This window comes from Natrialba aegyptia DSM 13077 (assembly GCF_000337535.1).
Lineage (GTDB): Archaea > Halobacteriota > Halobacteria > Halobacteriales > Natrialbaceae > Natrialba > Natrialba aegyptia.
On the sequence record NZ_AOIP01000020.1, the window covers coordinates 58,029 to 76,178 of the forward strand.

Here is an 18,150-nt window from a genome sequence, read left to right on the forward strand (position 1 = left end):
AACACAACGCCGACGCGGGGAGAAACGTACCGCTGCCGTCACGGCCGACTCTTCGACTGCGGTGTGTGCGAACGCGCTACCGCCGACGCGGCGACTCGAGTTCGATGTCCGCCTCCTCGAGTAGCTCCTCGACCTCCGCTCGCTTTTGCTGGTGCTCTTCGAGGAATTCCTTCATCAACTGGGCGGCCTGTTCCTTGCAGTCGCCACAGAGGCGCTCGCCGCCGACGCACTCGTCGTAGACGCGCTTTGCGAACTCGTCGTCGTCGCCGGCGAGCAGGTAGGCGTACAGTTCGTAGACCGGACACTCGTCGGCCTTGCCACCCTTCTCTCGCTGCTCTTCGGCGGTTTCGCGGCCGCCGGTTGTCGCCGACTTGACCTTGTCGTAGCCGTCCTCGGGGTCGTCGAGCAGGGAGATGTGGGAGGCCGGGATCGACGAGGACATCTTCCCGCCCGTCAGCCCGGTCATGAAGCGGTGGTAGATCGACGACGGCGGCTGGAAGCCGTAGCCGCCGTTCTCGACCTCGATTTCCCGTGCGAGTTCTTCCGCTTCGGCGCGGTCGATCTCGAAGGCGTCGACGTGGTTTTCGTAGACGCGCTTTTCGCCCTCGATGGCCTCGATGAGCGCGTCGAATGCCGCGTCGGTCGCCCGTCGGTCGGAGAAGCGCGTTCGCGGGCGAAGCGGTTCCATTCCGCCCTCGTTCAGCTTCGTCAGGACCGATTCGAGCGTGCTCGCGCCGACCCCGAGTTCGGCCAGCGGCGTTTCTTCGAGGGTTTCGGCGACGTGGACACACCGGAGTTGCTCGTCGTCGAAGTCGGCCGGGTCGAGGCGCTCGTAGAACTCGGCGACGAGTTCGCGCTCGTCGGCCTCGAGTTCGAAGCTAGCGTAGGCCTTGGAGACCTTGAAAAAGCGCATCCGTTCGGCGAGGTCGCGGGCCAGGCGGACGTGGGGGTCCTGGTCGGGACCGACGGGGATCACGGTGGGCTTCGGCTCGTCCAACTGCGGGTAGAGGATGTCGGCCATCTGGGTGACGACCGACTGCATGTGCGAGACGTCGGTCTCGCCGTCGAAGCCGTAGATCGCCTGGAACTCGGAGAAGTTGGCCTCAGCCCCGAGGTCGAAGGCCAGGTCCTGGACCTCGCGGTTTTCCGACTGGCGGTAGAGGTCGCCGTCCTCGGGGTCGAAGCCGAGCGCGAGCAGGGAGAGCAGGTAGCTCCGGGCGTGTTCGTCGATTTCCTCCCAGGAGAGACCGCGGGCGGCGTTGGCTTCGAGGTCGGCGATCAGCGCGTGGGCCTCCGCGCCCTGCTGTTGGTGCCAGATGATCTCGTCGAAGACGAGTTTGTGGCCGATGTGCGGGTCGCCGGTGGGCATGAAGCCCGAGAGGACGGCCGCCGGTTCGTCGTTTTGCAGCGCGCGGATGACCGACCGGTAATCGCGCTGGCCGAAGATGACGCCTCGGCGCATCAGGTAGTGGGGGTGGGGCACCTCGTCCAGAACGTCGTCGAACTCCTCGATGCCGAACTCGTCGAACAGTTTGCGGTAGTCGGAGACGGTCGAGGAGCCCCACGGATCCAGCGCGACGTCGTCGGCACCCGCAGCGCCGCCGTCCGCTCGAAGGGGTGTCGCCCCCTCGTCGACAGCAACAGCGTCGGCCGCAGTCCCGGACGCCTCGTCCTCGAACTCCCTGGGCTCCTCGCGTGGGTCGTCTCCGGTCATTACCACCGTTTTGGCGCGCCGGCGCGCAAAAGCCTTCGCTTCTCTGCCGTTCGCTGCCTGCCAGTATCTTCATGTGACGCCCCCGACAACGCCAACCGATGGCAGACGACGTTTCGGCCGTCGCGACGAGCGAGACCTGCACCGAAGTTCTCTCGCGGATCGGCGATGCGGTGATCACCGACCGCGAGTTCCTCGAGCAGGTGCTCACCGCGGCGCTCGCCCGCGGCCACGTCCTCCTCGAAGACGTACCCGGTACCGGGAAGACGCTGACGGCGCTGGCGTTCGCCCGGGCGCTCGGGCTCGAATTCTCCCGCATCCAGTTCACTCCGGACCTGCTGCCGAGCGACATCACCGGCTCGCACGTCTTCAACGAACGCACCGGCGCGTTCGAGTTCACCCGCGGGCCGGTGTTCGCGAACGTGGTGCTCGCCGACGAGATCAACCGCGCGCCGCCGAAGACCCAGGCCGCCCTCCTCGAGGCGATGGACGAGAGCCAGGTCACCGTCGACGGGACGACGCGCGACCTGCCGGACCCGTTCCTGGTCATCGCGACGCAGAATCCGGTCGAACAGGAGGGGACCTTCGAGTTGCCGGAAGCCCAGCGCGACCGCTTTACGATCAAGACCGCCATCGGCTACCCGGGTCGGGCGGGTGAACTCGAGTTGATCGAGCGGCGAAGCGAGCGCGAGACGAAGCTGCCGACGGTCGAGCCGGTGCTCGATGCGGCGGGCGTGCGGACGCTCCAGCGCGTCCCCGAGCGGGTGTCGATGAGCGAGCCGGTTCGGGGCTATCTCGTGGATCTCGCGCGGGCGACCAGAGCGGACGACCGGGTCGAGATCGGCATCTCGCCGCGGGGGATTCAACGGTATTTCGAGGCTGCACGCGCACGCGCGGCGATTGCCGGTCGGGAGTACGTCGCACCGGACGATGTCAAGCGGATCGCCGAGCCGATCATGCAGCACCGGCTCGTGCTGACGACCGACGCGAGAATCGAGGGCGTCGACGGATCGACCGTCGTCCGATCCGTGCTGGACCGGGTCGAGGTTCCGCCGGTTGACCCGTAGCGCCGGGCCGATCGAACGCGGCTAGTCGGTTTTCGAAGTCGAGTGCTCGGTTTCACTCTCGTCGCTCTCGGCGCTCTCGTCGGATGACGGCTCGGAGATGGTCTCCGTCTGTGCCTGTGTCTCGTCCGGAAGCGACTCATCGCCGGTGAACTCGGCTGCGGCCGGCTCACCCGACGGCGCAGCGTCGAGACGCGAGGTGATGGCCGCGACCGTCTCGTCGCTCAGCGTCTCGACGGATTCGAGTTCGGCCGCGCGGGCGGTCTGGATGTCGCCGATCGTTTCGAAGCCGGCAGTTCGCAGGGCGCGGGCCTCGCCGGCGTCGATGCCAGGGACGGTTCCCGCCGCAACGGGGAGCCGAGAGATGTCGCCCGTTCGGGTTCGGCCGGCCGCAGCGGCGGCGGTCGCTCGTCGTTTGAGAACGATACACGAGGCGAGCAACGCAACGGTACAAGCGACGGCGATCGTCACGCCAGCGCGGATCGCGACCCGGTCGAGGATGGAGTCGAGGCCGACTGCAAGACCGATCCCGAGCACCCCGACGAGGACTGTGCCGGTCGTATGCGCCAGTGCCGGCCGTCGTGCGGAGACGTCTCGACCGAGTTCGTCGACGAGCGAGACGCCGTAGACGCCGGCGTCCCAGGCGACGAGCCCGCAGGCGACGGCGGTGCCGACCGCGAGCGTCGACCCGCCGCCGAGCGCGACGACCACGCCGCCGGCGACGAGCGAACTCGCGGCCAGCGTGGCGGGAGCCGCGCGGTCCGAAAGCGGGCCGAGTGCGCCGAGCAGCCAGACGGCGACCAGTAGCGCGAAGATCGTCCCGACGAACCCGCTTAGCAGGAATCCGGCGACGGCGATGCCCGTCGGCGGCGACGCGAGCGAACGCAGGTCATCGGCCGCGAGTTCACCGGAGGCTCCCGGCAGCGCGCCCCGTTCGTTCGCGGCGGCCATCGCCTCGAGTTCGGGACCGATCCAGCGGTCGAACACTACCGGGTAGCCGATCGAGACGAGAACCACGACGAGGACCCCGCCCGCGAACGCCGGCAGCCACCTGACGGCCGCACTGTATCGAAGTCTGGAGAGCGCGGGGAGCCGCGAGCCGAGGCCGGCCAGACAGAGCGCGACAATCCCCGCGAGAACGGCGAGGCGAACGGGTGTCGCCATGGTTAGCGGGACGAGCGTCGACTCGACGAGCGCGGCCGCGGTATCGATGCCTCGATTGTCGCCGGTTCGAGCCAGGACCGCGACTGAACTCGCCAGGAGGGTGCCACCCAGGACTGCCCAGCCGGTCCAGCCCGCTCGCGAGGTGAGCCACTCGATCCGCCGGCGTGCTGTCTCGCGTCGGTCCCGGGGGAGCAACTCCGGAATCGGCAGTCGCGGCAGGACGAGCACCGCGAGCCACAGCAGTCCCACGAGGAGCCCGACGAAGCTCAGTGCACCCGCAGTCGTCGCCGACGGAGACGGCGACACGAGTTCACCGAGCACTTGTGCTGGAGTGGTGCCGTTCCCGTTTCCTGTCCCTGTTCCAGTCTCAGTACCAGTCCCGGGAAGAGCGGGCCACAGCGACGGTGACCGAATCGGGTCGAAAAACGCCACCGACACGACGGCGACGGGGATCGACGTGAGCCAGACCACCGGCAGCGCGGAGCGGACGGCACCATCGCCGACCGCGCCCGTTCTGGTCGCCGCGCCGCCGAACGCCGCGAGAACGATCGCGAGGACGACCCCGACGCGGTATTCCGGTTGAACCGAGACCGAATCGCCGCGAAGGGCGAGTCCGAGCGCGCCGGCCGTTCCGAGCGCGGTGAGCACGGCGAGCAGGCTCCCGACGGCTCGACCGCCCGGCGCTCGCCGTTTCGTGGCCGTCACCGTCGCCGCTAGTATGCCGCCGGTGAGACCGGCGACGATCGCCGCCGCGACGGCATCGATGCTGACGGCGAGAACGAGTATCCCGACGAGCGTCGCCAGAATCGTCGCGCCGGCGGGTATCGGCGCGCCGACCGTCCCGCCGGCTCGCGCGGTGGTGGATCGCCTCGCGTCCGGTCGTGGTGCTGTCGTCGGTCCTCCATCGGCATGTCGCCGTCCCGTCCGTCCCCGCTTCTGGGGCTCGAACTCCTCGTCCGTCGCCATTAGCGACGCACCTCCCCGAACGCCCGCTCGAGGGTCGTCGCGAGCGGCTGTTCCGGTTCCCAGTCCGCCACGGGAATCTCCCCTCGACGGAGGCGTTCGAGCCGCGTCTCCCGGCGAATTGCCGCCAGCCGCGCCCCGATTTCCGCGCGCGTCGCCACGTTCGGCGACACGACCGATAGCCGGTACCCGCGCCGTCGAAGCGCCAGCGCGAGGTCGACGATGCCGTCGTCCACCGCCGGCGTACAGACCACGAGTTGCGCGTCCGACGGCAACAGCGTCTCGAGCCGGTCGGCGGTCGCCGTCGGCGTCTCGCTCGCCCTCGCTCGTTCACCCTCGCCGCCATCGCTTCGCGCCCGCGTCTGCGTCGGCTCATCCCGTGCGGCGACGGCGTCACAGACGCTCGCAATTCGACCGCTCACGTCCGCACCCCTTCCTGGTTCGACGTACGCCGGCGGTCCCGCGTAGACGCCGGGTATCCGGCTCCGAACGCCGAGTCCGACGACCCCGACGCTGTGGGCGGCCTCGAGCATCGCCGCACTCGTCACCGTCCCAGCGTAGGCCGCGAGCGTGGTTCCGCCCGGGTGTCCGCGGGCCGCCGCGACTCCCGACACCGCCCTGCCGTCGACGACGACCACGACCTTCGTCGCCTCCTGCTCGCGGTAGCGAACGGTGCCGAGTTCACCCGTCCGGGCGTACCGCCGCCAGTCGATCCGGCTCACCGGATCGCCCTGGTGGTAGTCCCGCGTCGAGTGGAACTCGTACCCCGCGCCGCCGCTGTCGCTCGCGACGGCTCCGGCGAGCGGCAGCGTCTCCCGGCGGAGCGAGAGTCCGTCTACCGGGATCGTACACTCGAGTTCGTCGTCGCCGGCGGCCGGAATCGAGGCCGTCGCCACGGCCGTTCCGCTCAGGCTTCGCACGCGGACCCACGCGTCGTCGAAGGCGTAGGTGCCCCGCCGCGGGCGCACCGCGTAGGTGAACTCGGTCTGCTCGCCGGCGCGGAGCGTCGTCGCGGTCCGTGCGGTTCCGTCGACGACGGCGATTTCGGACGGAACGCGGTCGGCGATTCGAACGTCCGGAAGCGGTCGCGTCGAGTCGTTTCGAACCGTGAGCGTCACGTCGACGCGCTCGCCGGGGTGGGGCAGCCGTGGCTCGCAGTCGCGTTCTATCGACACCGCCGCCGCCGGATCGGGAACGGACGACAGCGCGGCGTAGCCGAGGTAGCCGACGGGGACGGTCCCAGCGAGCAACAGCGTCGCCGAGCCGAACACGGTGCCGACGGCGGCGAGGGCGAGCGACGCGACGACGCCGGAGTGCCACCGGGAGACGCTACGCACGCGTTCCCTCCGGTGGTGTCGCGGTGTCTCCGGCGGAATCGCCGCCGGCGTTGTCCGGCTTTCGATTAGTCGGTTCCCCGTCTTCCACCGCCCCTCCCGCTCTCCGTGCGTCGTCCGTCTCTCCCGTTGTAACCCTCGATTCGGCGGATTCCGTTGCGTACCGCTCCAGTTCGGTAATCGTTCGCTCGAGACGGCGTTCGAACGTTCGTCCCGGGAACAACCAGTTCCGAAGTCGGTGCCAGATCGAGAGCCGCCCTGCGGACTCGTCGCCGAGAAACGCCGCCGCGATCCGGTCGTCCGTCCACTCGCCGCGCCGAATCCGCTCGTCGACCTTGTTGATTCCGTCCGCCTTCCCCACTCCATCCGCTCCGTCCGCATCCGCCCCGTCCGCATCCGTCCTATCCCTCCGACCGTGTGCCCTCTCGACGGCTCGAAGCGTCTCCCGAAGCTCCTCGACGACGGCTTCCGTCCGGACCGTTCCCACCGATCCCCGTTTCAACGCGCGACTCGTCCGGTCGACGCGCTCGGTGATTTCCTCGCCGACCACCCCGACGGCCGACGGTTCACCCACTGCCCCCCGAGTTCGTGTCGGCGGTCGATTCCCGACACGGTCCCCGTGCGGATTTTGAACTCGCGTCCGGGGTCGGTTCCGTTCATACGCAGTGCCGATGCCACGATCCCCCACGCCACTCGCTCCCGAGAAGTACGCCCGCCAGAGGGCGAACAGCCCGATCACCCCGCCGAGCACGAGGAGAGCACGCTCCGCGTCGACCGTCTGTTCGACCGTCGCCACGAGTTCGATGATCGCGGCCGGGAGAACCGTCGGGGCCGCTGCCAGTATCGTGGCGATACCGAGCGTGCCGACCGCGAGCACGCCGAGCAGCACGTTCAGCCCCGATCGGTCGCTCACGGCCGGTCACCCTCTGTTACCGTCTCGCCTTCTCGGTTCGGATCGTGTTCGCCCCGCGGCATCGTATCCGCCGTTCCTTTTCCCACCCGTTCCGCGTCCTCTGCCCTTGCCCCTGCTTCGGTGTCTGCGTCCGCCGTTGCGGCCGTCTTTCCGGCGACCGACCGCACGGCAGCCTGCACGCGTTCGATCCGCGGCTTCGCCGGCGATGACTCGCCGTACTCCGCGTCTCTGAAACCCTCGACGACGGTCCGAACCGGTCGCTCCGGAAACCCGCGCTCGACCGCGTACCGGCCGATCTCGCCCGCCGTCTTCGTCCGAACGTCGGGCGGTCGTACCGCGCGGACGAACTCGCGCCAGAGTCCGCGGACCGTTCGTCTTCGACCGCTGGGCTCGCCCGCCGATTCGGTCCCGCTCGTCTCGGCGCGAGCGTCCGAAGCCGACTCCGCTTTGCGTTCTCGAGCCGACCGTCGCAACGACCGCAGGACGGCGCGGATGAACGCGACGAACCGTCTCGGATGGAGCACCGTCAGTGCGGCGAGCCCTCGCTCCGCGAGTTCACCCGGCAGTCCGCGGAGTCGACGACCGGTCCGCTGGAGTGCTCGCAGCGCGGCCCGACCCTGGACGGCCAGCCAGTTCCCGACTCGTTCGAGGACGGCGGCGAGGCGGACGACCGCCTCGATGGTCCGTGCCCCGAGGTCTCGGATGAACTCGCCCGTTCGAGCCAGGAGTCGACGAACTCGCTCCGGCAGCGTTTGGACCGTCGCCGTCGTCATTTCGAACCGACGCCTGAGGAACCATCCGAGGAGGGTGACGAGTGCGAGTCCGACGGTGGCGACGACTGCGGCGTTCCGGTAGAGTCCGGTGAGGGTGGTTTCGGCCGTCGTCCCGGCGACCTGCGCGCTGATCGTGGCCTCGTTCGAAACGGGAAGGGCGACCGTCGCGGTCCCGTCGGCTCCGGTCGCCGTCACCGGGTCCCCATCGATCAGCAGGGTCGCATTTTCGACCGCAGTTGCTGCGCCCGGCATCCCGGTGTCGTTGTCCGTGGCGGTTTCGCTCCCGTCTTCGACTCCGTCCCGTGCATCTCCGGCGTCGTACTGCACCACCGCTTCGACCGTTCGACCGGGGAGCGGCACCCGCTCGACGACCTCGATCGACAGCCCGTAGACCCCGACCGTTCGCTCGGCACGGATGTCGTCGCGCTCGACGGCGATCGTCGTTTCTCCCCGCGTTTCCGGCATCTCGATTTCCGCCGTTCCGAACTCGTCCGTCGTCCCGACCTGTTCCCCGTCGAGTAGCACCGTCCCCGCTGGGATCGGATTCCCCTCGACCGCGGCCGTCACCGTGCTGTTCGTTCCGGCCAGGACCGCGTCGTCGTCCGCGAGTTCACTCGCACGATCGATCGCGAGCGTGGTCTCAGCGTCCATTTCGACGGTCCGTTCGGTGCCCGCCGCTCGTCCCCTCGGCTGTGCCGACTCGTTCGACGCACCTCCCTCGTCCGTACTCTCGTCTTGGAAGCGAGCGGGTGGCCCGGCGACGCTCCCGCCGTAGAACTGGATCGATGAGCCCCCGAGACGCGCGCCGATCGCGCCCCGAACGGCTGGGTCCCGCACTGCCGTCGCTGCCGGGGATTGTGTCCGTTCTTGTTCTTGTTCTCGTTCCCATTCCTGTTCCTGCTCTCGCTCTCGTGGCTCGACCGTGACCGTCACCGCCTCCGTAAACGGCACCGTTCCGTTCACGGTCCCATCAACACCGGTGACGCCGATCGCGTCCCCGTTGAAGGAAACCGTCGCGTCCGGGAGCGGGTCGCCGTCTTCCGTGACGGTAACCTCGACCTCGCTTCCGGGCGTCGGCGACTCGTCGAAGGAAATATCGTAGCCGCTTGCGGCCCCCTCGCTCTCCGTTTCGCCGTCGGTTCCCCCACCACTCCCGTCCCGTCCGGCAGACTCCTCGGCGTCCCCCGACCCGGTCCCCGGCTCGTCTCCGCCCTCGCTCGATTCGGACTCGTCGTCGCTATCGACCCCATCGCCGTCGGTCTCCTCTCCCGGCGCACCCTCCCCACTCTCCGGCTCTCCGTCGCTATCGCTCCCCTCGGCACCACTCCCGTCCTGGCCGAACTCGTCACCGACCTCGTCGCCGAACTCGTCCCCCTCGTCAGGGTCTGCGCCGAACTCGCCATCACCGCCCGGTTCCCCGGCCGTTCCGTTCTCCCCTACAACACCAGTCTCGCCAGTCTCGCCTCCCTCGCCGGCCCCACCGCCGAAATCACCACCAGTTTCTCCGTCCCCACTCTGCTCACCACCAGCGCCACCCTCACCACCAGCGCCACTCTCGTCGCTCTCGAACCCGCTCTCACTCGACTCACCATCCTCTCCTGAACCGCCACTGAACTCGTCTCCATCCCCGCCACGGCCTCCATCACTCGTCTCCCCGTCCCGATTCGGAACCGCCGCTCCACCGTTCCCATCCTCACCACTGGACGCCGATCCACCACTTCCGTTCCCGTTCCCGCTCTCGCTCCCGCTCCCGAGTTCAGTACTACCGTTTCCGCTTCGTGCTGTCCCCCCTGTCTCGGCTGTGCCATCTACACTGTCGTTCCCGCCCGCGCCGAGTTCAAGGAGATTCCCTGCCCCCGCGGCCGAACGGGTTCCGTCGCCGCCGATGCCGCCGAGTGCCGGGATCGCAATCGCTGCCAGCGCGAGCACCAGGACGGTCAGTACGACGAGCAGGAACTGTATCCAATCGGGGCCGGGGCCCGACTTGCACTCGGACTCAGATCCGAACTCGGATGCGGATCCGGATTCCGGTACTGGTGTTGATACCGATGTCGACGCCGACGCCGATACCGATCCCGAACGTGAACTCGTCGCTGCGTCCGACGTTCGTGTCGGCTCCGCCGGTTTCGTCGGTTCCCTTCTCATCCAGACCTGCCGTTCGAAGAGACATATTGGTTCTTCGACTATAAACGTACGCACAGATGACATGCAGACGGCCAAAACACTTACTGGACGGTCGTTTTTCCGCCGTGGAGTACTGACAGAATACGTAACTAATGTAGTCGGCGGGGTACTGCGCTGTCACTGCCCGGACTGGCGCGCCGCTGCTTGCAACTGCTCGATTCGGTCCACAGGTTCGATTCCGGCCAGCACTGCGAGCGCGAAGACGGCCTCGCTGTCCGCTCGCGGTGCGTCACCGCCGAGCGTCTGCGTCGATTCCGTCGCCGATTCGAGCCGGCGACGACCGTCCGCGACTGCCGTCCGATTGAGCCACTCGGGCGGCCCGCCGACGACGAGCAGCGCCCGGTCGGTGTTCGTGCGCTCGCACTCGAGCGTGAGTTTCCCCTGGATCGCTTTGCCGACCGTGGTTTCGACGGCGCTGACGGCGGCGCTCGTTTCGACGGTCGAGTCCGAGCCGAAGAGACCGAGGCCAAAATCGAGTTCGAATCCCAGTACGGAGCCGGAGTCGTCCCCGGATTCGATTCGCTGCGTGCCGTAGCCGAGCGAGACGAGCGCCGTCTCGTTGCCCAGAATGCGGCGGATGTCGTTCGCGTCGATGACGGTCTCGGCGCTCGTTGCACGCTCGTCGGCCGGCTGTGCTGTCGCACCGAACAGCGCTTCGATGCGGGCTGCAAGCTCCCGGTTGAGTCGGGCACGCCCGTCGACCATGTCCTCGCCGGTCCGAAGCCACGGCTCGTTGTCGAAACAGAGAACGGCGTTCGCGAGGCCGTCGAGTCGAGAGAGCGTCTGCGTCGCGTTCGCTGCGGCAAGCGGTCGCGTCGCGCCATCCGCATCTGCGCCTGACGGACGAGTGTCGTCGGTCGGTACCGACGGATCACCGTCGGGCGAGCGCTCGCGGTCGGCCGGGAGCGTCCCGAGAACGTACACCGGTACGTCGTACAGCGTCTGCAGATTTGCGACGAGTTCGGGTGCGGCCCCGCCGCCGGTTGCGCCGCCGAGGCCGACGACGACGAGGAACGCGTCCGCGGCCGAGGGCTGGCCGGCGTCGAGTTTGCGGCTGAGTTCGTCGACGTGTTCGTCGCCGAGCGTCTCGCCGCGCTGAAGGTTCCCGTTGAGGCCGGTATCGATGCCCGCACCGTATCGGTGGCGGTGGTCATCGGGAACGGATTCGAGTTCGGCAAGCGCCTGCGCATCGGTATCGAACGCGAAGACGTCACAGAGAAACGGCCGGGTCGCGGTTTCTGCCGTGCGAATCGCATCGGCGATTCGACATCCTGCGCCGCCGACCCCGATCACCTCGAGTTGCATGGTGATCCCTATCGGCTGGCGGGACTTTCATGGTTCCGTTTGTGTCGGTTCCATTGTCACGTCGCGATAGTGTCCAGCACCTAAGTGGACGGATAGAACGACTACCATTGGAGTGGCTGGCGTCCGGAGTTTGCGTGGCCAGACTACAGACTACAGACTACGGATTACGGATTACGGACTCTGGACTATGGACTACGGCGTTAACCGCTCGATCGACCACCACTCGATATCGGACTCCGCAGGTGTCGCTCCGTCATCCCGCTCGACAAGCGCGAACACCATCGTCTTTCGCACCCCGTGGGCCAGCCGCACGTCGAGTGCCAGATCTCGGGGCTCGAAGACCGCTCCCGCGGGATGAACCCGTACCAGTAACTCCGAGTGTCCGAGTTCGGCGACCGACTCCACCTCGGCGTACGTCCGAAAGTCAGCCCCGAACTTGTAGCCCGTCTTGGGGACGATTTCGCGCTCGCGCAGTTCGGTATAGACTCGCAATCGGCGGTCGAAGCGTTCCCCCTCGACCTCGCGTCCCCGCTCCCGAACCGCACCGAACTCGAGGTCGATCACGTCCCGTCTGGCAAGGTAAGCTGCTTCGAGGAGCGAACACTGCAGCGTCGGCCGCTCGTACTCCCGCCCTTCCAGCGGCTGGCCGTAGAATGCATCCTCGTAGAGGTCGATCGGCGGCTCCCAGAGGACGACGCGGTCCGCGAGCAACGTTGCGTCGACCCCGCTCGGGAGCGTGGTCGCCGTGCTCCCCGTCGGCTCGCTCTCCGTCACCTCGAAGTACGTGATCTCACTTTCTTCGTCGACGACCGCGAGCACGCCCTCTGCAAGTGAACTCGCGGGGACGTCGGTTCGTTCGCCGATGATTCGGAGTGCGTAGGCGATTTCGCCGTCGCCGGGGCCCTTGCCGCGGGGGAAGACGGCGAAGTCGACCGCTCCCCCTGGCGGGTCGTCGACCCACGGCTCGGCGGCCGGTGAAAGGTAGAACCCGCGTTCGCGAAGATCCGCGTAGACGAGAAATCGGACGCCGAAGTCGGTACCGGGTTCACGGTTGGCAAACGCTTGAAAGTCGAGCCGGTCGCCGGTCGCATCGTCGACGACGGCGTCGAGGTCGCCGCGGTAGAGCAAGTGGGCCGCCTCGACGGGCGCGAGAGCGATCTCGTTGCCCTCGAGTGGATAGCCGTAGCCGCGCGAGTCGTGATAGCGCTGGCGCGCGTCGTTGCCGACGCGGACGACGCCCGTCTCGGCGTCGAATCGCCCCTCCAGTGACATACGCAGTGGTTGTCTGTGGTGCGTTAAGTGCGTGTGGATCGACGCTGCGTGTGCCGTCCGACCGATCTCAGTCGTCGCCTGCAGCCTCGACGTGTCGGGCGACCGCTCGGTCACACGTCGCATCGAGACACCGCGTCCCGCCGTGCGTTTCGAACGTCGGCAGGCCACAGTCACACTCCCCGTCGACGACGCCCGCGGGCATCGCGAAGCCGGTGTCGCACTCGGGATAGTGCTCACAACCGGCGATGAGTCCGCCGCGCCGGAGGATGCGAAGGTCGCCGTCACAGTTCGACTCCGGACAGTCCCATTCGCGGTCGAAGGCCTCTCTGACGGCCTCATCGAGCGATTCGCAGTTGCGATCGAGACAGACGTCGAACGCGAGGCCGCGCTCGACGCGCATCCGCGGCAGCCCGCAGTCGCAGTACGATTGGTCGTCCTTTATCGTCGCGTCGGTCGGGATGCCGTAGCGCGTCCCGCAGTCGACGCAGTGGACGCCCTTCGAGCGGACGAGTTCACCGGCGCAGTTCTCGTTTTGGCACGTTCCAACGGGCGTCCCGGCCGCAGAGGCGGGGTAGTGAGCGAAGCCGTCCTGGTCGTGGGCTGCGATTCGCAGGGTCTGGGTGTCCTTCTTCGCGACGAGCGTGAAGTCGCCCGCACGGTCGCTGGAGACGCTGTCGGCGCGCGTGAGCCAGGCGACGGGCTGGTAGCCGTCGATGTCGTGGACGAGGACGGTGTTGTCGGGTTTGACGATCGTCGTCACCCGGCCGCGGTACTCCGATCGGTCGTCGGCCTCGGCGATCACGGTACAGTCGCCGGCGAGGACGCGAATCGCGTCGTCGATCATAGGCTGGCTGATGCCGATTCCTATTTAAATATATGGGTGATACACTTACTAGTCAGTACGCCATCAGAAGACGGTACACTTTTACTGTCGATCTTCGGTCCACTCGGTTACAGATCACGATAAGACCGTCAGTGTCTGTGTCAGTGACATCGTCATCATTGAATATTTGTTCCCAAAGCTGCCGTGATACCATACATTCTGGATGGGATCGTCTGGCAATTTGTTCTGCTAACCAATAGTCGCGAATCAACAACTCTATTTCATACTACAATCAGTCATTTGATATTGATGTTAGCTATCGTTAGCAACTATTGAAAATATGTTCTACATTAATATATGTGGGAGTTCAGTGACATTAGTGGATATATTTCTAGTGAAGATTCTATTAAAACCTGTATGAGAGTTCGTCTAATTAAATCTGGTTGTAATCTCTATCTTGATATAGGATTCAGAAAACTTAAGTCTGAAGATAAATTGAAGTCCATGATTCTACTAACGAGATGATTCATGATGCTGATCATTGTAGCGCTATTTACGCCAGCCACTCTTATACTGTCAATCGAAAGCTACACAGAGGCGGGGTTACGATAGTTAAGTCACAAATATTTAAATAACATTAATTGAATAATATGGGCCCTTATATAGTGAATGATGACGTGGCAGGACCAACAGAAATTTCCTATAGGAATAGCTTTTTATCTTGTTAACAGTATTATCATTGTCTGTCTTCAAATAGAAGACAGATAGATCGGCGTAAAGTATTATCAAGTATTAGTGGAGCAAGCATTGGTTTATTTGGGATTGGGAACACTCCGATAACTACAAGAGCAGATCCCATTGATCCGTGCCCACCTGATTGTGGGAGTGGTGTTGGAGGTGACTCGGATACACAGACATTGGACACTTCTTCGGGTGAATATCGATTAAGCAGTATTATGTATGCTGATATACATAATTCCTGGCCAGATCCAGGTGACTACCCAGAATATATTTATAGGATTAAAATAAGTGGCATGGGAACTGCTAATATTGGTGGAAACGATACTTCATCAATATTGCGGAATATGTTTACTATAGACGTAACTGGCGATGTGGTTCAAGCAAGCCAACCCATTGAACCATATGCAATAGGTGGATATGAGTATATGCAAACTAGAGAGGATGATCACGATGATTCATTTTATGATGAGGAGGCGGGCGCAGCAGCCGTTGTTTCTGGTGCATTTGACATTGGGATTGCGATTGGACCGGCCATCCTTCGGAGGACAGTACCCGGTATTATAGCAACAATGGCTTTCGCATATCTTACTCAAAGTTCAGGTGGTGAATCTGGCAACCATTACCAACGTATTTGGGAGTGGGATGATGATATTGGACAAGGAGTTACTGAGAGTGCAGTATATGCTGACCTAACAGTAAGAATTAAAAAAGGTAATACGTCAAATATTGATGTGGAAGGAGTGACGACTTCTTCGTTACCTGTCAATAATGCTTATGCAAGTGATGATTTTGATCTCACAGCACCAGATAATGTCGGGAATCTTAGAACTATGAATACATCAGACTTGCGTAAAAGAGAACATATTAGGGTTGCTGAAGATGAATTAAGTTCACAACAGAAGAATATGTTATTAAGTAAAGAAACTCGAGAGATACTCCAAAATGAGGGCGAATTAATAATTGGTGCAAATACTGTTGTTGGTCAATCTATCTTAGAACTTCGAAAAAAAAANAAAAAAAAATAGCTTGTTTCATATCGCACAATGTAATTTCTGTGCGTTTGATGTTCATCATATCCATACTCTAGTCTAATTATGTGTGGTAGACCGAGAGATTCTCTGCTACGTGTAGCGGCTAACGCTAGTTATCTACTTCGAGTTGCCAGGACAGGTTGTCGTCCTCGCGTCCGAGTTCACCCACCTCGGACGTGAGATCGAGCAGCCTGAACGCGGGTGGGGTTTCGAGGTCGTGGCGGTCGATGAACGCGGCGACGCGGTCCTGCTGGGACTGAGACTGGGTCGTCATAGGTCGCCCCAGAACCTGTCGGAAGAAAAGATGATCGGCTCGGGGCTGCGTTGCACGTTGATGCCGGCACAACACGTTTCTTCCGCGACAGTGACCGGTTGCACATGGTCGATCTTACCGCCGAAATCGTCCTGTTCGACGGCTTCGATGAACTCGACGCGATCGGTCCGTACGAGGTGCTCGAGAACGCCGCCCACGCCGGCGCGTCGGTCGACACGGAACTCGTGACGCTCGAGGAGACCGATCTCGTGACGGCCAGCCACGACCTGCGGGTCGAACCCGACGGGACGCTCGGCGACCCGGACCTGTTGCTCGTCCCGGGCGGCGGGTGGACGAGCGCGAACGAGGGCGTTCGCGCGGCCGTCGAGGGCGGCGCGTTGCCGGACGCGGTCGACGAACGCTACACGAACGGCGCGACCGTTGCCTCGGTCTGTACCGGGGCGATGGTCCTCGCCGAGGCGGGGCTGCTCGAGGGTCGCCCCGCGACCACGCATCGCGTCGCGGTCGACGACCTCGAGGCGACCGCCGCGAACGTGGTCGACGAGCGCGTGGTCGACGACGGCGACGTGCTCACCGCCGGCGGCGTCACCTCGGGGATCGATCTCGGCCTCTGGCTCGTCGATCGCGAGTTCGGCGCGTCGGTCGCGGACGAGGTCGCAACCAAGATGGCCCACGAGCGCCGCGGCGACGTTTTCGGGTAACTCGCGACGAAACCGGCTGCGAGCCAAACGGCTATACGGGACCGTCGGGTAGCCCGATACACATGGACGAAGCGACGGCAGTCACGACGGACGTGAGCGTCGATGCAGTGTTATTCGATATGGACGGCGTCCTCGTCAACAGCGAGGACTACTGGGTGACCTTCCAGGAGGAGGAAATTCTCCCCGCGGCGGTCCCGAACGAAGACGTCGACGTCGCCGAAGTCAGCGGCATGAACTACCGGGAGATCTACGACTACCTCGACTCGACGTACGGAACGGCGATCACGCGCGACGAGTTCGTCGATCGGTTCGCCCGGGCCGCGGAAGAACTCTACACGGAACGGGTCGAACTGCTCGACGGACTGCACGACTTGCTCGCCGAACTCGATGCGCGCGGGATCGAGACGGCGATCGTCTCCTCGTCGCCCCACGAGTGGATCGGCTGGGTCACGGACCGATTCGAACTCGGCGACTCGTTCGACCACGTTATCAGCGCCGACGACATCGACGCGGCGAGCAAACCGGCTCCGGACGTGTTCGAGTACGCCGCGGACGAAGTCGGCGTCCCGCCCGCCGCGTGCGCCGTCGTCGAGGATTCGGCGAACGGCATCGAGGCGGCGGAGCGGGCCGGCACGGCCGTGGTCGCCTACCGGATCGACGCCCACGGCGACATCGACCGGTCGGGGGCGGACGTGGTGGTCGAGACGCCGGCGGCGCTCTCTCGGACCGTCCTGGCGTTCACCGCGGACGACGCCCGCTAGATCGCTCGCTCGTACACGTCGACGACGGCGTCGGCGATTACTTCCCAGTTCCCGTCCTCCCGAACGACGGGCGACTGTTCGACCTGAAGGCCGCTGGCATCGTCCGCGGTGAGCCAGTTGACGAAATTGGCGGTGCTGGTCCCGGGAAACGGCTCTTGCTCGCAGTCGTGATCGGTCGCTTCGTCGCCGTCGACGCCCGTGACGAGGACCGCGAACTCGGTGCGGGATTCGATCTCGGCTTCGAGGTCTCGCTTCAGTTGCTCGGGGGCACCGCCTCCGATCACGATATCCTGGTCGAAGCAGTCCCAGCCGCTGAAGCCGTGAAAACTCACCGCGTGGTCGAACCCGCGGTCGGCGATTCGGTCGAGTTCGGGAAACGACCGCGGGCTAATATCCGCCGACATGATGTGCCAGCGGTCGAACGCACCCAACTCGTCGCTGTAGCCGACGCAGGTCCACTCGACGGCTTCGGCGGTAGTCTGATCGAAGACCCGGTCGGCCTGTTTCTCGGTATTGTACTCGAGGTACGTCCCGTGGGGTGCGGTCACGGCGAGTTCAGCGGCCGCGCCGTCGTCTTCGAGGACTTCGACGTACTCGGTGTGATCGAGCGCGTCCTGCCGGGTCTCGTACTCGGGGTGTGGACCGTACGGTTCGATCGACGCCGCCGCGCCGACGATGTCGTCCATCGATCCGCCGTCGTCGATGAACGCCAGCCGCTCGGCCGTGGCCTCCTCGAAGCCGACGACGTCGCCGCGTCGCTCCGCCAGTCCGACGCCGATCGTGGCGATTCCGTCTTCGGTACCGTCGTTGCAGTCGCCGCACTCGATTCGCACCTGGTCGCCGTTCTCGAGGCCGAGTTCGTCGCGCGTCTGCACTGCGAGTGCGAGTCGCTCTCGGTGGGTTGTCGTCTCGTGGTCAAAATCGATGATTTCGTGGTCGTCGGCCGTCGTCGACGACGGTTCCCCCGCCCAGGCTATCGCCTCGCTGCCGATGGCTGTCAGTAGCGTTCGTGGGGACAGTTCACGTTTCACATTCATTCGCGTTTGCCAGAAGGACCGGGATAAAATTGATTCATGGGTGCTAATATGTTCGGACAGATACAAACTTCTCGGCGAGAGACGTCTTGTCACCACCGG

Annotated in this window: 13 protein-coding genes and 1 pseudogene; 3 read left to right on the forward strand and 11 right to left on the reverse strand. The window is 64.7% G+C overall.

Annotation, left to right across the window (positions count from 1 at the left end; translation table 11 throughout):
* Positions 1–76: 76 nt before the first annotated feature.
* Positions 77–1,714 (reverse strand): tryptophan--tRNA ligase, encoded by a 1,638-nt coding sequence (locus C480_RS09675; RefSeq protein ID WP_006665432.1) that lies wholly within the window; start codon positions 1,712–1,714, stop codon positions 77–79.
* A 98-nt stretch (positions 1,715–1,812) separates the two neighbouring features.
* Here C480_RS09675 and C480_RS09680 point away from each other — a divergent pair, with 98 nt between their 5' ends.
* The gene (locus tag C480_RS09680; protein WP_006665433.1) at positions 1,813–2,778 is read left to right on the forward strand and encodes an AAA family ATPase; all 966 of its coding nucleotides are present in this window, start codon (positions 1,813–1,815) and stop codon (positions 2,776–2,778) included.
* Positions 2,779–2,799: 21 nt separating this feature from the next.
* On the opposite strand, the gene C480_RS09685 is transcribed toward C480_RS09680, so the two are convergent.
* The 9 genes and pseudogenes from C480_RS09685 to C480_RS09720 all read right to left on the reverse strand — a co-directional run.
* Complete coding sequence (locus C480_RS09685; protein ID WP_006665434.1) at positions 2,800–4,905, reverse strand: DUF7519 family protein; 2,106 nt, start codon at positions 4,903–4,905, stop codon at positions 2,800–2,802.
* Positions 4,905–6,239, reverse strand: a complete 1,335-nt coding sequence (locus C480_RS09690; protein ID WP_006665435.1) for a DUF58 domain-containing protein — start codon at positions 6,237–6,239, stop codon at positions 4,905–4,907. Before C480_RS09690 ends, C480_RS09685 begins: the two co-directional genes overlap by 1 nt.
* A complete protein-coding gene (locus tag C480_RS09695) occupies positions 6,232–7,149 on the reverse strand; it encodes a DUF7269 family protein (RefSeq protein ID WP_006665436.1) in 918 nt (305 codons plus the stop codon). The genes C480_RS09690 and C480_RS09695 overlap by 8 nt, the downstream gene beginning before the upstream one ends.
* On the reverse strand, positions 7,146–9,851 hold the full coding sequence (locus C480_RS09700) for an ICP22 family protein (protein WP_006665437.1): 2,706 nt from the start codon (positions 9,849–9,851) through the stop codon (positions 7,146–7,148). The genes C480_RS09695 and C480_RS09700 overlap by 4 nt, the downstream gene beginning before the upstream one ends.
* A 67-nt stretch (positions 9,852–9,918) precedes the next feature.
* Complete coding sequence (locus tag C480_RS23455) at positions 9,919–10,092, reverse strand: hypothetical protein (protein WP_161606999.1); 174 nt, start codon at positions 10,090–10,092, stop codon at positions 9,919–9,921.
* Positions 10,093–10,223: 131 nt separating this feature from the next.
* Positions 10,224–11,411: a tubulin/FtsZ family protein gene (locus C480_RS09705; RefSeq protein WP_006665438.1), complete on the reverse strand. Its 1,188-nt coding sequence runs from the start codon at positions 11,409–11,411 to the stop codon at positions 10,224–10,226.
* 192 nt (positions 11,412–11,603) lie between these two features.
* Entirely contained in the window at positions 11,604–12,683 is a 1,080-nt protein-coding gene (endA, locus tag C480_RS09710; RefSeq protein WP_049903521.1) for a tRNA-intron lyase, read from the reverse strand.
* 67 nt (positions 12,684–12,750) lie between these two features.
* Entirely contained in the window at positions 12,751–13,527 is a 777-nt protein-coding gene (locus C480_RS09715) for a hypothetical protein (protein ID WP_006665440.1), read from the reverse strand.
* 1,899 nt (positions 13,528–15,426) lie between these two features.
* Positions 15,427–15,552 (reverse strand): annotated as a pseudogene (locus C480_RS09720) (MazG-like family protein); the annotation flags it as partial.
* A 104-nt stretch (positions 15,553–15,656) separates the two neighbouring features.
* Between C480_RS09720 and C480_RS09725 the strand changes: the two are divergent.
* Together C480_RS09725 and C480_RS09730 are read left to right on the forward strand one after the other, a co-directional pair.
* Positions 15,657–16,253, forward strand: coding sequence for a DJ-1/PfpI family protein (locus C480_RS09725; RefSeq protein WP_006665442.1), 597 nt, complete (start codon positions 15,657–15,659; stop codon positions 16,251–16,253).
* Positions 16,254–16,315: 62 nt separating this feature from the next.
* Positions 16,316–17,014, forward strand: coding sequence for an HAD family hydrolase (locus C480_RS09730; protein WP_006665443.1), 699 nt, complete (start codon positions 16,316–16,318; stop codon positions 17,012–17,014).
* Here C480_RS09730 and C480_RS09735 read toward each other — a convergent pair.
* Positions 17,011–18,051, reverse strand: a complete 1,041-nt coding sequence (locus C480_RS09735; RefSeq protein WP_006665444.1) for a poly-gamma-glutamate hydrolase family protein — start codon at positions 18,049–18,051, stop codon at positions 17,011–17,013. The genes C480_RS09730 and C480_RS09735 overlap by 4 nt on opposite strands.
* Positions 18,052–18,150: the final 99 nt, after the last annotated feature.